Annotated in this window: 13 protein-coding genes and 1 pseudogene; 11 read left to right on the forward strand and 3 right to left on the reverse strand. The window is 48.4% G+C overall.

Annotation, left to right across the window (positions count from 1 at the left end; all coding sequences use genetic code 11):
• Positions 1-111: 111 nt before the first annotated feature.
• The 3 genes and pseudogenes from A4F85_RS28990 to mobC all read right to left on the reverse strand — a co-directional run.
• Positions 112-2,007, reverse strand: a pseudogene (locus A4F85_RS28990) (DNA topoisomerase 3); the annotation flags it as partial.
• A 102-nt stretch (positions 2,008-2,109) separates the two neighbouring features.
• Positions 2,110-4,500, reverse strand: coding sequence for an LPD7 domain-containing protein (locus A4F85_RS29990; protein ID WP_156516864.1), 2,391 nt, complete (start codon positions 4,498-4,500; stop codon positions 2,110-2,112).
• Positions 4,445-4,822, reverse strand: a complete 378-nt coding sequence (mobC, locus tag A4F85_RS01100; RefSeq protein ID WP_063325382.1) for a plasmid mobilization relaxosome protein MobC — start codon at positions 4,820-4,822, stop codon at positions 4,445-4,447. Before mobC ends, A4F85_RS29990 begins: the two co-directional genes overlap by 56 nt.
• A gap of 468 nt (positions 4,823-5,290) precedes the next feature.
• On the opposite strand from mobC, the gene A4F85_RS29995 reads away from it, so the two are divergent.
• The 11 genes from A4F85_RS29995 (at position 5,291) to A4F85_RS29025 (ending at position 14,441) form a co-directional block, all read left to right on the forward strand.
• Positions 5,291-5,992, forward strand: a complete 702-nt coding sequence (locus tag A4F85_RS29995; RefSeq protein WP_197485426.1) for a hypothetical protein — start codon at positions 5,291-5,293, stop codon at positions 5,990-5,992.
• Positions 5,989-6,738 carry a StbB family protein gene (gene stbB / locus A4F85_RS30000; protein ID WP_156516866.1) on the forward strand — a complete coding sequence of 250 codons (750 nt, stop codon included), beginning with the start codon at positions 5,989-5,991 and terminating at the stop codon, positions 6,736-6,738. Before A4F85_RS29995 ends, stbB begins: the two co-directional genes overlap by 4 nt.
• Complete coding sequence (locus A4F85_RS30005) at positions 6,738-7,109, forward strand: hypothetical protein (protein WP_156516867.1); 372 nt, start codon at positions 6,738-6,740, stop codon at positions 7,107-7,109. The genes stbB and A4F85_RS30005 overlap by 1 nt, the downstream gene beginning before the upstream one ends.
• A 113-nt stretch (positions 7,110-7,222) precedes the next feature.
• Positions 7,223-7,741: a lytic transglycosylase domain-containing protein gene (locus A4F85_RS28995; protein ID WP_082848049.1), complete on the forward strand. Its 519-nt coding sequence runs from the start codon at positions 7,223-7,225 to the stop codon at positions 7,739-7,741.
• Between the two features lie 20 nt (positions 7,742-7,761).
• Positions 7,762-8,061, forward strand: coding sequence for a TrbC/VirB2 family protein (locus tag A4F85_RS31335; protein WP_082848050.1), 300 nt, complete (start codon positions 7,762-7,764; stop codon positions 8,059-8,061).
• Entirely contained in the window at positions 7,980-8,393 is a 414-nt protein-coding gene (locus tag A4F85_RS31340; RefSeq protein WP_082848075.1) for a VirB3 family type IV secretion system protein, read from the forward strand. Before A4F85_RS31335 ends, A4F85_RS31340 begins: the two co-directional genes overlap by 82 nt.
• A 6-nt stretch (positions 8,394-8,399) precedes the next feature.
• Complete coding sequence (locus A4F85_RS29005) at positions 8,400-10,796, forward strand: VirB4 family type IV secretion/conjugal transfer ATPase (protein WP_082848051.1); 2,397 nt, start codon at positions 8,400-8,402, stop codon at positions 10,794-10,796.
• The gene (locus A4F85_RS29010; protein ID WP_082848052.1) at positions 10,793-11,521 is read left to right on the forward strand and encodes a type IV secretion system protein; all 729 of its coding nucleotides are present in this window, start codon (positions 10,793-10,795) and stop codon (positions 11,519-11,521) included. Before A4F85_RS29005 ends, A4F85_RS29010 begins: the two co-directional genes overlap by 4 nt.
• Positions 11,522-11,557: 36 nt before the next feature.
• Positions 11,558-12,895: a type IV secretion system protein gene (locus A4F85_RS29015; protein WP_082848053.1), complete on the forward strand. Its 1,338-nt coding sequence runs from the start codon at positions 11,558-11,560 to the stop codon at positions 12,893-12,895.
• Positions 12,896-12,906: 11 nt separating this feature from the next.
• Entirely contained in the window at positions 12,907-13,629 is a 723-nt protein-coding gene (locus tag A4F85_RS29020) for a virB8 family protein (RefSeq protein WP_082848054.1), read from the forward strand.
• Positions 13,626-14,441 (forward strand): TrbG/VirB9 family P-type conjugative transfer protein, encoded by an 816-nt coding sequence (locus A4F85_RS29025; protein WP_082848055.1) that lies wholly within the window; start codon positions 13,626-13,628, stop codon positions 14,439-14,441. The genes A4F85_RS29020 and A4F85_RS29025 overlap by 4 nt, the downstream gene beginning before the upstream one ends.
• The last annotated feature ends 8 nt before the right edge of the window (positions 14,442-14,449 follow it).

Genomic DNA, 14,449 nt, shown 5'->3' on the forward strand with positions numbered 1-14,449 from the left:
AGCATGTCCACAAGAATTATCATCAGCTGCAAATACTTCTCATGCAGTTCACCGGCTGTCAGCGCCTTTTGTATCTGGTATTTGCTATAGGTCACCATTGCTCTTACTCCTTCACTGTTGGATATATGGCTTGTTTTCAACGTCTGGAAAAGTTGAACGACAACCAGTCTTGTAATTTGAACATCCCCAAAAATAGTTATTCTTATATCGAATTCTCCGCAATTCTCCTCCTTTGCAGTCAGGGCAATCATGCACTACAGGGATAGGCATATTCTTCCTTATCAAAGCAATTTGCGCTGTAATGAACGCAGACTGCTCTGCAACAAATTCATCCATCGACAAATTACCTGACTCAATAGCACGAAGCTTTTTCTCCCATTGAGCCGCCATAACTGGGCTTTTAATGATTTCAGGTAAATCATCAAGAAGGCTAAATGCGGATTGAGAAGCGATGAGACATGTTCGCTTGCCGCGCAATTCTTCGACTAGAAGTCCACGATTCTTAAGCTCCTCGATAATTGCGGCACGTGTAGCAGGCGTCCCAATACCCTCGGCATTCGCCATTGCCTTTCTTTCTTCCGCATCGCTAAGAAATTTATGAACGTTTTCCAAGGCTTCTTGCAAGCTAGCTTCGTCAAATAAAGACGGCGGCTTTGTTTTCTTCTGCTCTCGTATTATTTCAAGCGCCGTTGCCGCTTCACCAGAAATAGTAGATGGCAACTCTGGGTTCTTCTCATCTTCTTCATCGTTATAGAGCACCTTCCAGCCAGGCATCGTTATCACGCGACCGCTGGCCTTGAACGTTTCTCCATCAATGACCGCTGAAACTTTCGTTTCCAAGAATTCATGCAATGGGAAAAACTGGGCGAGATATGACCTTGCAATAAGTTGATAAAGGTTAGCCTCCAGTTCTGGAAGAATGGCGAAGTCAATTTTCACCGGCCGAGGAATTATTCCAAAGTGGGCGGTAATTTTCTCATCGTTCCACGCCTTTGATTTAATACTTACATCGGTAAATTGAAGTGCGCCGGCCACCCCTGGGATATTATTTGCTAATGCATCCAGAATATCTGGCGCATCCTTATGCTGAGATTCCGGCAAATATCCGCAATCTGTTCTTGGATAGCTTGTTATTTTGTACTTCTCATACAAAGCTTGACACCCATCCAAAACTTGCGCTGACTTATAGCCGAATGCCTTAGAAGCAGCTACGGTCAGCGAAAGTAGAGAAAATGGAAGTGGTGGCTGCGACACCATTGGCTTTGTTTGGGATGTATCTATAGCTCCCTCAACTCCCTGCAACCGCATTGCAAGACTATCTGCGACAGCACGATCAACAAGCCGTCCTTCCGTATCCAATCCTGGCTGATTTTCCGATGGTTGCCAAAGCATTTTCAGAATGCCATTTGCGACTGCAACCTTTGCGTGCACGGTCAGGTATGGGATAGGCACAAAGTTCTGAACAGCCCTGCAGCGGTCTGCAACTAGTGCCAGAGTGGGCGTCTGAACACGGCCCACTGGAAGAACGCCCTCCCCGCCTTTCGCTCTTGCATTGAGTGTGTAAGCGCGGCTGAAATTCATGCCCACAAGCCAATCCGCTTTACCTCTAGCTCTACCGGCATCACGCATACCCGAGAAATTTGAATTCGGCTGAAGATTATTTAGCCCGGCAGCGATTGCCTCGGGGTCAAGCGCCTGCAGCCAAAGACGTAAGACTGGAACCTTGCAGCAAAAATGGTCTAGTACATCATCAACAAGTACCTGGCCTTCATTATCTGGATCGCCAAAATTAACAACTGTCTTGGCGAGCTTCATCAATTCGCCAATGACTTTCAACTGAGGTGCTGTTTTCTCTTTAACGAGGTAGATCCATTTTCCAGGTTGGGGAATTATTGGAAGAGTTGAAATATTCCAAGACTTCAGCTGCGGGTCATAATGTTCCGGCGTAGCTGCCTCCTTCATATGTCCTACGCAGTAGGTAACAACATCATTATTTTTGCACTCGAAAAATCCATTTCCCTACGCACCACTCCCAGATAATCAGCCAAGTCTCTGGCTTGACTTGGTTTCTCTCCAATAAATAGTCTGCGAATTTCCATTTCTTATTCCCTATCGATTGACTTCAGGTCCTATTTTCAACAATGGCGCATTTATATTAGCTCCATCTCGTATATTTATACTCAATCCACTGGCTCTAGCGGCCTCTAACATACCTTTCATAAATTCAGCATCCCCTGTAAATGTAAGATTCCTTCCATACTTTGCCACTGCAACTTTTAGAGCCAGTGCATGTGATTTTCTGCTTGCTTCCACTACCGATACTCCCCTTATGGAATCGGTTACTACAGCCTGCTCGTTATGAAAATAGGTTACCTTTCCAGTGAAATCTACCTTATATGATGGTTGAGGAAATACAACTCTACTTACCGCTCCACTAATAAAAGGGTTCATAGAATTATCTGGCCTAGCAGATCTACGTAACTCACCTAGTGCAGCCAGATTCCCGGAATTGGCAAGTTCAGTCAAAAACGTCCTATACATAGCATTACGACTAGGCACCGCATGTTTTTGCTTTATCTCATAAGCGTCCTGTCTCGCTTTCTCGATCATCACAAGCATTTCTGCTCTGGCCACTGCAACCATTTCTCGTCGTCTGGCAATCGGAAAATCTCTACCTTTCAACCGGATTGCCCGGTATTTGGCGCGTGCATCGGCAATGGTGTCTGACAGTTCAGATTTGGCTGTGTCGCGTGCAAATTTCGATCTTGTGAACTGCTGATTCCGCCAACTCCCAAAAGCCTCCCACAATTCTTTATTTGGCGGAGGCAAAGAATCAGCAAGAGTTTCTTGATAGCACTTTTGCAGTACCACCTTGGCTTTATCCCATGAAATACCTATATGCTTTGTAAAGAAGTCCCCTAAATTGAAGTGTTTATCGGCATGGCGAATTCTAGGAGTGCCATCCTTAGCACTGGTAATTTCATATAACGCCGGATCAATACCAAACTGTTTAGCAGCAGCGGCTATAACTAAGACAGGACTAGTTTCATTCTTTAGCTGATCAGGGCTATAGCCTTTAGGATTCTTAGAATCTCGAATGGTCGATGTAAAGGTTACTCGGCCATTCTTTTGTCCATCTCTTCCTGGAGTTTCGCGATCGCCATCTCTCTGCCGTCGCATTGCATAACCGGATCTGCGGCCAGGTCCCAGACCATCATGTGCATGCTCTGGCAATAGCAACTCAAACGGTCGGACGTGCTGTGCCAAAGGGCAACTGGACAGGTCGCGCACGCTGGCAAAGGATCCGGGCGGTCTGCCTCGGCGATCTTCATCAGAAGAGGACTGTAGTGTGGCGACCGCGACAAGGCGGCTTCGTTCTTCGGGGGTGCGTTCATGTGGTTCCTTGAACTCGATTTCGTGATCTGCTGGGGGCCCTGCTTCGGCCCTTACCAATGCCATGGACTGGGCCTTACGCTGGCTTAACCAGGCGCGGCGACCGTCCATATTCAAACCTCGGTACTGCTGCCTGTTGGCGCTATTGACATAGCGCGCCTCTAATGCGACCTGAGTTGTCCAACGGTCGAGCAAGCTCTCAAAGTCTGGGCGCGCGCTAGGTTGAGGTTTCGCCTCCGCGAAATTCGGGTCTGCGAAGTCCGCTCGATAGACTTCCTTGAAATTAATCCCCTTGGACGCCCACGCGGGAAGAATATTTATGTAGTCCCCACTACGCCCCTGCCGAACTCGAACCTCTCCAAATTTGCCGGCCACTTCAATCAACTGCTCAAAGCTGGTGATTTCCTTGCTTTTAACCAGTTTTTCTAGAATGGCTCGAATTCGCTTTGGACTATCTGCCGCGAGCTCGGTGGCGGTGGTGTGCTTGGCTAAAGCGGTCACCGGCTCAGTCCTCATGGAGTCAAGTGGACTACGCAATGCATGCCGGATGTTCAGTACCTCCTGCATCGCCTGTTCATATTTGATGTTGTGTTGACTAAATCCGGCCGGATTTAGATATTTCCCGTCCGCTAAATTGCGCATCGGTAACACAATATGGATATGCGGAAGCCGCTCTACGGCTTCTCCCGTCGTCGCATGAATGTCATGCGTTACCTTGGGCACATGTGCCTCTGCATACCAGCAATACTCATAGGGCTCATACGCAGCCATGAGCATCTCGCGATACTCATCCACCACCGTCCGCATCTTGTCCAAGTTCACTTCACCAGGGCCGCAAACGCTTGCTGTAGTGAAACGTTCGGAAAAGCCAAGCGTGATGTGCAAATACCTGGATGCACCAGGCTGAGTAGTTCTGATGCTGTTTATGACAGCATCCGTTATGGAAAGATCGCCGGCCAGAACTAAGCGTTCATCGATAAGCTCACGCTCGAATTCACGGCCTTTTTTTCGTCCTGTAGCCAGGTATTCTGCGATGCCAGAAGCACCCGAGCTAATTCTTACCAGCACGAAGAACCGCCCATTCCAATAGCTGGTGGATGCTCTCAAGTCGGGCCATGGCCTTTTCAAAGCGCTCCGGAGTGAGGCGCCCGGCCATGTCCAGCGCATTCAACTTGTGGGCGATCTGGTTCAAGTTGTTGCCCGCTCGCGAAACCTGAAACAGCATGGCACGAATAAGTTCCTCATCCGGCGGGAGGACAACGGTAGTGCTGTTGCTCAGGATCGCTGATTCCAGCCAGGCCCGGGTGCTCATCCTCGCCGCCGCAGCCTGCTCAAGCAGCAACTCATACGCGCGAACATCAAGCCGGTGCGAAACGTTCACGCTCTCGCGCCGTGCTTTCGCCTTCTTCGGTGGTGTGTTATTGGTCATTTTTCGAGAGGCGTAGCCGAAGGGTTTCAAAGGGGCACCCTTTGGCACGGGCAATGTTGACCTGGCGTAGCCAGGTGTAAACATTGCCCAACGTGCCTCTTTCCCATGGCTGCGGATGTGCGTAATCCATGTGCAAGGTTTCTACGGGCACTAGACGACATGCCAGCAATGCAATGGCACGGCACACACACACATGCGGCACTTGATCAACGGTGCTCGACGCTGAATCGACATGATTGGACGCCCCTTCACAAGCATTCGACAGTAACAACTTCATAGCTGTTGGGATGTGAGCAAAAGAAGGGCAAATCATACCATTTTTTGTGTTTTGGTATGTTTTTTACATCCATTTTATGTAGAATGGCGACAAATCAACGATGTCTAGTCGTAGAACAGTTGTCGAATCAAGGTGTTTCAGGACCTATACATGAATGACCTGGTAACAAGTACGCAGGCTTGGGGGAGAAATTGAGCGTCGATCCGCGCCTGGTAGAAATTGCACGTGCAGTCCAAAGAGAGCGCGGCTTGGTTCCCAAATCTGCAAGCGTCTTGGCCCCTGTACGCATGCTTATTGCAGAGTGCGTGTCGCTCGGCATGGCGCGCACAGATATTTTTGAGTTCGTGCAGCGTGCAGAAATCAACATTTCCTATGGTGGATTGTGTGTCTGGATTCAGAGACAGTACGGCAGCGGGAACGTCGCTGCCCAAGCGGCCGGTAAAGAAGTGCAGCGAGCTGTAGATAAAGGAATCTTCGAGTCGCCGTATTTCTCGCGCGAAGCGGAAGCAGCGCCTGAGTCATCCCAGGTTTCGCCTCCGCGAAACCGAGTGACCAAGCCAAAGAACCCCGGCGCTCAGGAAATCTCTGGCGACAACTCGCCTGTTGATGCAGCGGCTCTTGTCGAAAAAGCAAAAACCACCGAGTACGTAGCCACGTCTTCAGCCGTAACCGCATCAAGCAGCACTGCAAGGCCAACATCAACAAGCGAGCAAAGTGCTTCGCGGGAGGTCGTACCGGCACAAGGCGCTGCTCCCGTCAAACATCTCCAGCCAGCGGAGGAATCCGAAGCAGAGCGCGAGAAGAAAAAGCGACTTGAAATACTTTCAAAGGGAATAACAAGCTATCAATCACCGTTTAAGCGCCTTTCCGGGAAAGGAACTCCAGAGAAATGAATTCTCGAAACAGAAAATCCTCAATCAGCAAGAAAATAAAAGATTATCAAATGAAAATCGCGGTCCTAAATTATTCTGGCAACGTTGGCAAAACAACAATTGCAAAGCATCTCCTATTGCCACGCATGGGCAATTGCCCATGGCTACCCGTTGAATCGATCAACGAAGGCGGTGACGCAAAAATTAATTTTCGCGGCCGGGAAATAAAGGAAGTTCTTATCGAGCTAATGTTATTGGATAGGGCGGTAGTTGATATCGGTTCATCCAATATAGAACAAGCATTCGAGCAGCTGAAAAAACAAGGAGATGCTCACGAAGACTTTGATTATTTTGTTATTCCAACCGTCCCAACAGACAAGCAGCAGGCAGACACGCTGAAAATCGTCAGAGACATGTTGGCTATGGATGTTGATCCGAGCAAAATCAAAATCGTATTCAATCAAGTTCCCGACGATCTGAATGCCGAACGCACCTTTGGAGAGCTAATTACAACCCTGGGGAAAGTAGGAGTGTGCGTCTCTCTAGACGCGACCATTCATGAAACTGAAGTCTTTGCCATGCTAGAAAAAGACCAAACCATTGAATCTGCAATCTGTTCAGATAGGAATCTGAAGGCCGAAATACTTGCGACAAAAGATGCTGATGAGAAGCGGGCTCTCGGAACGCTACTAATAGCCAGCCGTCTAGCAAAAGGTGTCCAGAAGGAAATGGACATGGTATTTAATTCCCTGTTCCCACAGACCTAATGAACGAAAAGCAGCGCACTCCAAGAACGGCGGTCGATGCATTGCACGTAGAGCTGCTGGGTTCGATATTGGAGCTTGTCCAGGAGGTGGAGAGGCTAAAAACCGATATTCCCACGATTGCTGCGGACGTAGAAGCAACAAAATCAGCAATAGCAGAATCTATTGATGAATTCAAAGCATCAGCTATTTCACTTGTGGGATACGTAAAGCAGAAACAGCTGGAGACGCTTGGAGCGCTGCATAAGTCTGAGGCTGAAGTTCAGACCTCCAACAAGAAGATCCTGGCTGGTTTCGAGCGCTGGCTGTGGGTGATTGCAGCCGTCGCCGGCATCAACACGTTGCTACTGCTTGTTTTACTTCTGAAACGTTAGGCGACGCTGGTACAAAAAGTTTCGCGGAGGCGAAATAGGCTGCCAAAATTATGCTTTTGGTAGTGCAAATGATCCAAAATATATAAAATGGTTGCTGAAAGTAAGGAACCCAGATGGACTTTGCGACATGTGCCCCGAACATCGATCCCGTCTTGATGCAACAGGTTGTGCGCGTCGAATCTGGAGGGAACCCGTTTGCGATTGGTGTGGTTGGTGGACGCTTGGAACGCCAACCCAAAACACTTGCTGAAGCGGTCAGCACAGTGCGGTTCCTTGAGCGAGCCGGCTATAACTACTCGATAGGCACAAGCCAAATAAACAGAATCCACTTTGGCCGATTGGGTTGGAAAGAAAATATCGCTACAGGCTTTGATGTGTGCGCGAATCTTAAGGCTGGAGCCGGCGTCTTGGAAGACTGCCACAGGCGCGCAAAACGTGCTGGCTATGCCACTACGCAAACTCCAGGCATGTATACATCGATTCATGCAGCCCTTAGTTGTTATTACAGTGGCCACTTTGAAAAGGGCGCGCAATTAGGCTATGTGGCAAAGGTTCTGGGCGTATCGGCCAAATGGCCGAACGCTGAGAAAAAGGGGAGGATCCATTTAGGATCCTCTATGTTTGTTGAATGAAACCGATACCCTAAACTCAAATGACAAATTTTAAAAAGCTCTCCACCAGGGCTATGCGACTGCGTGAGCAGATGCTTGTCGCATATGTATTGGTTGCAAGCTCCCCGGCTTTTGCGCAGCTGGAGAAGGCGAAAAGCTCGCTTACCACTATTTCAAACTGGCTTCTCAGTGTAGGGGTCGTCATCATCACAATCGCCGTCATGTTTGTGGGATTCCGGATGTCGTTTCAAGCGGCTCAATGGAAAGACGTGGCGCCAGTCTTTTGGGGAGGTGTACTTGTTGGCGCAGCCTCTGGCATCGCATCGATGCTCATAGGCTAGCCTTGCGCGATCCTATCTTTAAAGGGGCCACGCGCCCCGTACTTTGGCTAGGCGTACCTCAAATGGTGCTGCTTGCCCTGATGCTAATTTGTGTACTAGTTAGCATGTGGGCATTTATATTAATCGGCGGGTACGCCGGATTCATCCTATTACTGGCAGGTATTTTCATATTTGCCATATTGCGATTTGCATCTGCGGATGACCCTCACCGTTTATTGCAAAAAGGAAAGCAGCTTGAAAGCTGGTTTCAATCACGGAGAAATCGGGCGAAGTGGGGAGCACATTGTGCTTCGCCTCATGAACGTGTAAACGTGCATATCTCCGAGGAATAAATAAGCATGGACGCATTCAAGAATCTCTTCAACTCAAAGTTGAGCGCTGCCCGTGACGACAATCTGTCTCGGTACATTCCCTTCGCGAATGCGCTGACACCTTCCGTTGTCACGACAAAGAACGGTGACTACCTGTCAACGTGGCAACTACAGGGGCTCCCGTTTGAGGGACTGAGCGATCACGATATCGAGACACGGATGGATGCCTTGAATGTGTTCGTGCGTTCGCTATCGAACGGCAAATATGCGTTCTGGGTTCATCGTGTTCGTCGTGAACTCATGGACCGCCTGGAGTCACCGCCCAACGGATTCGCACACTCGCTCATGGAGAAATACTACGGACAACTGGGCGAGAGCGGCATGATGGTCACAGAGCTCTATATAACGATTTTGTACCGCCCCTTCCCTACCGCTGCCGCCCGAGCAATACGGCGACCAGGCACGTCTTTGGAAGATATTCGACAAGAAGAACTAGCTGCTATAGAGGTGATGAATGGTGTGGACACACAGATCTCCTCTTCACTGAAGCAATATGGCGTGGATCGACTTGAGGATTACGAAGAGAACCGCGTCGTCTACAGCGGACAGCGGGAATTCTATGCATATCTGATAAATGGAAGCTGGCAGAAAGTCCCAGCAAAGCAAGTTCCGTTATATCGCCAGCTTCCCACCTCCAGAGTGCTGTGGGGCGATCAAATAATGGAAACGCGCGACCACTACGGATCAATTTATTCCGCATTTGTTGACATTAAAGACTACTCTGACTATTCAGAGCCAGGCATTCTAAATGGAATGCTTGGCCTTCCTTGCGAATACGTGGAGACACACTCATTTTCTCCAATGACTACGCTGAGTGCATTAGAGGCACTGAGGCGGCAAAGAAATCAACTAATCAGCAGCCAGGACAAAGCAGTTAGCCAAATTGATGCCATCGAAGAAGCGATGGATCAAGTTCAATCCGGAAATTTTTCTCTCGGTGAATATCACTACACGATGCAGGTTAAGGGCCTGAATCCTGATGTAGTTCGCCAGGCCAGAGCCATGGCTATTGATCAACTGTCTGGAGCCGGATTCCTTGGAATTAGCATTGATTTAATCGTGGATCATGCATATGCGGCGCAGTTTCCTGGAAATTTTCGTCATCGCCCACGCACGGCCAAGCTGAGCTCTCGTAATTTCACAGGTTTGTGTGCCCTTCACAATTTTGGGGCAGGAAAGCGTGACGGCAATCCCTGGGGAGAAGCGGTCACTATCCTATCATCGCCTGCGCAACAACCCGTGTATTTCAACTTCCACAATACGCCATTGGAAGATGATTCGACAGGGAAAAAGGCGCTCGGCAACACTCAGATCATTGGGCAATCAGGCGCAGGTAAAACAGTGATCGCACTGTTTTTCTTGATGAATCTACTCAAGTACGGTACGCAGATTGTATTCTTTGATAAGGATCGTGGTGCCGAAATCGCCATTAGAGGAATAGGCGGAAAATATCTCTCCATGGAACGGAATAAGCCAACTGGCTTTAATCCTTTCAAAATGGAAGCAACTTCTGACAACGTCCAATTCTGGAATGATTTAATTGTATTCTGCACATTGATGAATGATGCAGATCACTCACCAAAAGAACTAGCGCAAATAACTCACGCCGTGAACGCTGTTGCAATGGCTCCAGTCGAAATGCGCGGTTTTGAGATGGTACTTCAGAACCTGCCACCTGGCTCCGGCAACGATCTTTCTGATCGACTTCTCAAATGGACAAGGGGAAATCAATACGGTTGGGCTCTTGACTGCGAAGATGACGAATTGGTTTTTGAAGAGGGGCGCCCTTATGGCTTTGATTACACGGAAATCTTAGATGATCCGAACACGTGTCCTGCCATCATGATGTATTTGATGTTCCGTGTGGAAAAGCTCATTGATGGCAGAAGGTTTGCATTCTTCATGGATGAATACTGGAAAGCTCTTAGCGTCAAGTATTTTGAAGATTTTGCCAAGAACAAGCAGAAAACAATTAGAAAGCAGAACGGCTTTGGCGTCTACATGACCCAAAGCCCCTCTGACACGCTGCAAAGCGATATTGCGCGAGTTCTAATTGAGCAGACGGCAACATTCATATTTCTTCCAAACCCAGCGGCTGACCGAGGCGATTACATCGAAGGCTTTAAACTGACAGAATCAGAATTTGAAGTAGTAAGAAGTCTCGGAGAAAACAGCCGGATGTTTCTTATTAAGCAAGGTCATACTGTATCAATCGCAAAGCTTGATCTGACTGGTTTCAATGATGAATTACGGGTTATATCCGGTTCAACGGATAACGTGGAAAGACTAGAGCGATTGCGCATGCGTCTCGGCGACGATCCAGCCGATTGGCTACAACCATTTACCAACGGAGAAAACGAATGAACATTCCAAAATTTTCGAGAACATTTGTAATTGCATTGTCATTGGTAGTTGTGCAAGCGCCTCGCGCGGGTGGTATCCCGGTTATTGATACAGCATCCATCGCACAAACAATCCTGGTTGTAAAGGCACATGCAAAGGATTTGCAACAACTGATAGAGCAGGTGAAGACTGCCAAGAACCAGCTTGTCCAGGCTAAAGCAACATTGCAATCGCTCACCGGCTCACGTGGGATGTCCACCTTACTGGACATGACCGGCATCAGACAAGCGCTGCCACCTGAGCTCCTGAAAACTGCAGATGCAATCCGAAGCTTGGGCGCAGCAGCGGCTAGTAAGGATGCGAAACGCATTTATGACGCAATATCAAGACACGGCTGCGACTTGCAATTTCCCACAAATGTAGAGATGCGCAAACTCTGCGAAGCAGACGCGTACTCTTCACCGACGACTTTGTCCATGGTCCAAGACTCTGTCAAAAGATCCGAACAGCGGGCAACGAAGCTTCAGCAAATGCTTTCTAGCATTGACACAACAGATGCCAAAGCAGCGGCGGATTTGACAAATAGAATTCAGGCTGAAACCGCTATGCTTCAAAATGAAAAAATGCTGATGGATATGGCATTGCAGAATCAGCAACTGCAAAAAGACCTGGTCGCTCAACAGATTAAAGAGCTTGGCCAAAAAGCGCTAACCTCGAAAGCAGGCTTTGACCCTTTTAAAAACTAACTTTTAAAAGGATATAGCCGTAACGAGTCTATATATATGGCCTTCACAATTTTTGACTCCCTTCAGAGTCGCATTCTTCCTACCATTACGGACTTGGTCGAAAAGTCTTCTGAGCTGGTAAGTTGGGTTTCTCCCATTATTCTAGCCGGAGTGACGTTAACGTTAATGATCTATGGTTTTGAAGTCATTCGCGGCGCTGGTGGTCATCAGTATTTTCTAGATGCGCTCGCGAAAGTTGCGAGGCCATTTCTTGTCTTAAATATTGCGTTGATAGGAGGGGCATACTCTAGTACGGTCGTAGGCTTTTTTAAGGAACTACGCACAGATCTAGCGGCCGTGTTCGGTGCCAAAGGTGATAATAGTTATATCGCCCTGGATTCAGCGGTTTCTGATGGACTGGATGCATTGGCCAATTTAGTTCCATTTGCGAATCAGCAAATAAGCGTTATGAATGGTAACTTCCAAGGCGTTCTTATTTATGCGTGCATGGCAGTCATAGGGTTTGGATTGCTATTCTATGCTGTTGTTGCAGCAATCAACTTGTTAATGATAGATGCAAGCCTTGCATTAATATTTGGCCTTGGACCTCTTTTTGTTGGATGTTTCGCTTTTCAATCAACCGCGCGGTTTTTCGATTCTTGGCTCAGCGCAGTACTTAAATACACGATCACTGCTGCATTAATTAGTGTCGTTATTGGACTATCAAATAGTCTGATTCAGAAGTTTGCAAAGGGTTTGCTAGGCGTCACCGAGACTTCCGATTTTATTGGAGTCGCTGCAACATCATTTGCCACGGCCGGGATTTTGGTATTTCTCATTCTTCGCGCCGCACAAGTCGCGGGCGACCTGGTAGGCGGTGTCGGGATCTCGTTAGCTGGCCCCGCTGCGGTCATGCGCTCTGTAGCGCCTGCAGCAAGCGGTGCCGGTCGAGGTGGCGCATTTGCTGGTGGAGCAGTTATGGGCGCAGCAGGCAACGCCATGCGAGGGGCGGGTGCTGCAGCTGGCCGAACAACTCTTGGAGCCCGGGTTCTACAGGCGACCGCTGGGATGCGTCACTCTGCGTCTCAGGCCGCTGAGCGTGCCGCCACAACAGCAAAGGGCTTTGGCCATGCCATGAGCGGACACAACCCCATGACGGGCCGTTCAGGCTATGGCATGGGCAACGCGTTCAACATGGGGCGACAGAGTACGGCTCACGTCCAGGCAGGCACAGGCACGATAACCGGAGCCCCACAGCCGTCCTCCGGGCCTGCAAGCGCGGGAGCTTCACCGAACCAGGGCGCGAGTGTCGCTAACTCTAGTGCCTCACGTCCATCCCGTGGGGGGGCCAGTCGCCCGGTTCCTTCGCGCGGAAATAGTCGCCGTAAGAAATAATAAGGATCGACATGAATTTCAAGAACATTATCAAGAAAAAAGAAGATTCTCAAGCTCATGGCTCCAACGAGCGAGGCGATTACAGCTGGGACTCTGATATCAACTTGGTTCTACGCAAATCAGAGCGAAGAGGATGGAGTTGCTTTTATTTCGCAGTCGGTGTTATCGCTTTGCAGGCCACTGCAATAGTTGTACTCACTCCCTTGAAATCTGTTGTGCCGTATATGTATACGGTAGACAAGCAAACTGGCGAAGTATCAGTAGGCGCCACGGTAAAAGATTTTGTTAATACAACAGAACTTAATGACAAACATTGGGTTAACAAATTCGTTTTATCGCACGAACGCTATAACTATAGATTGCTGCAAATGGACTATGACACAGTCCAGCTTCTTGCAGGCGACCAGGTGTATAACCAATATGCAGCACGCTTCGATGGGCCAAATTCCTTGGAAAAGAGGTATCTTGATAAAGTACAAATAACTCCAAAAATAATATCCTTGTCAATAACTGGTGGAAACCTTGCAACAGTACGCTTCGAGAAAACACAACAAGAAGTTAGAACGGGTGGCGAATCCAAAACTACACGTTGGGTTGCGTTAATTCGGTATGAATATAAAAGCCAAGTTCTAAGGAAGGAGAATGATCTAGTACAAAATCCATTGGGATTCACAGTTACGGGCTACCAGATCGATCCCGAGCTCACAACGGACGCACCGGGGTGGCAGAAATGAACAAGCTTTTAATATTTTCGTTGCTACTTGCACACTCTTCTTTTTCTCTGTCAACTCCCTACCTATCTGAGACAGATAGAACGGTGAGGGTGCCTTTCAGCGACCAAAGGGCCACAAGGGTTCCTGCAGTTGTTGACAGCCCCGTACTTGTTGAATTGCCTGGTAACGAGGAAATAGATGCCTTGGTACGTGGTAATCCAGATCAAGAAACTTGGGAGATAGTTAAGCGTGGTCATCGAATTTTCATACGTGCAATGAAAGACGCGAAGCCAATACAACTAACAGCCGTTACAAAGTCCCGTGCGTTTATCTTCGATCTATCTCCTGTAACAGCAACAAAAGATAACTTTGAAAACCGAATCGCCAGAATTGTTGTTGATCTTCCTGCTTCCCCGAAGCCGGCCATAAAGCCGATTGCCGTCCCGTCTCCAATTCCATCAGTGGTAGAACCTGCAGCTTCACCAAAAGTAAGTTCAAAAAGAAATAGAGAATACTCTCTCCAGATTGTCTCCGAAAGCAGTGACGTTCGGCCGCGAGAAGTATTTGATGACGGCCGATTTACATATTTTAGATTTCCGAACAATCTTGAGATACCAGTTATTTACCGGAGCGTTCCTGACTCAACTGAAGAATGGATCGTGAATTCACATCGCGAAGGTGATTTTATTGTGATGCAGGCAGTATCCCCCATGTGGACACTACGTCTTGCAGGAAACGTGCTTGGAATCTTTAACGAAGCATTCGATGTGGAAGGAGTTGCGCCAGAACGCGGCACCACGTCTCAATCCATCAAGCGTGAAATAAGACCATGAGGCAAGCT

It is taken from the genome of Delftia sp. GW456-R20 (genome assembly GCF_001622915.1).
Taxonomy (GTDB): Bacteria; Pseudomonadota; Gammaproteobacteria; order Burkholderiales; family Burkholderiaceae_C; genus Comamonas; species Comamonas acidovorans.

Coding starts and splice junctions, on each gene's coding strand:
- mobC (WP_063325382.1), bottom strand. CDS start 4,822: ATGACCAATAACACACCACCGAAGAAGGCGAAAGCACGGCGCGAGAGC.
- stbB (WP_156516866.1), top strand. CDS start 5,989: ATGAATTCTCGAAACAGAAAATCCTCAATCAGCAAGAAAATAAAAGAT.
- A4F85_RS30005 (WP_156516867.1), top strand. CDS start 6,738: ATGAACGAAAAGCAGCGCACTCCAAGAACGGCGGTCGATGCATTGCAC.
- A4F85_RS28995 (WP_082848049.1), top strand. CDS start 7,223: ATGGACTTTGCGACATGTGCCCCGAACATCGATCCCGTCTTGATGCAA.
- A4F85_RS31335 (WP_082848050.1), top strand. CDS start 7,762: ATGACAAATTTTAAAAAGCTCTCCACCAGGGCTATGCGACTGCGTGAG.
- A4F85_RS31340 (WP_082848075.1), top strand. CDS start 7,980: ATGGAAAGACGTGGCGCCAGTCTTTTGGGGAGGTGTACTTGTTGGCGC.
- A4F85_RS29005 (WP_082848051.1), top strand. CDS start 8,400: ATGGACGCATTCAAGAATCTCTTCAACTCAAAGTTGAGCGCTGCCCGT.
- A4F85_RS29010 (WP_082848052.1), top strand. CDS start 10,793: ATGAACATTCCAAAATTTTCGAGAACATTTGTAATTGCATTGTCATTG.
- A4F85_RS29015 (WP_082848053.1), top strand. CDS start 11,558: ATGGCCTTCACAATTTTTGACTCCCTTCAGAGTCGCATTCTTCCTACC.
- A4F85_RS29020 (WP_082848054.1), top strand. CDS start 12,907: ATGAATTTCAAGAACATTATCAAGAAAAAAGAAGATTCTCAAGCTCAT.
- A4F85_RS29025 (WP_082848055.1), top strand. CDS start 13,626: ATGAACAAGCTTTTAATATTTTCGTTGCTACTTGCACACTCTTCTTTT.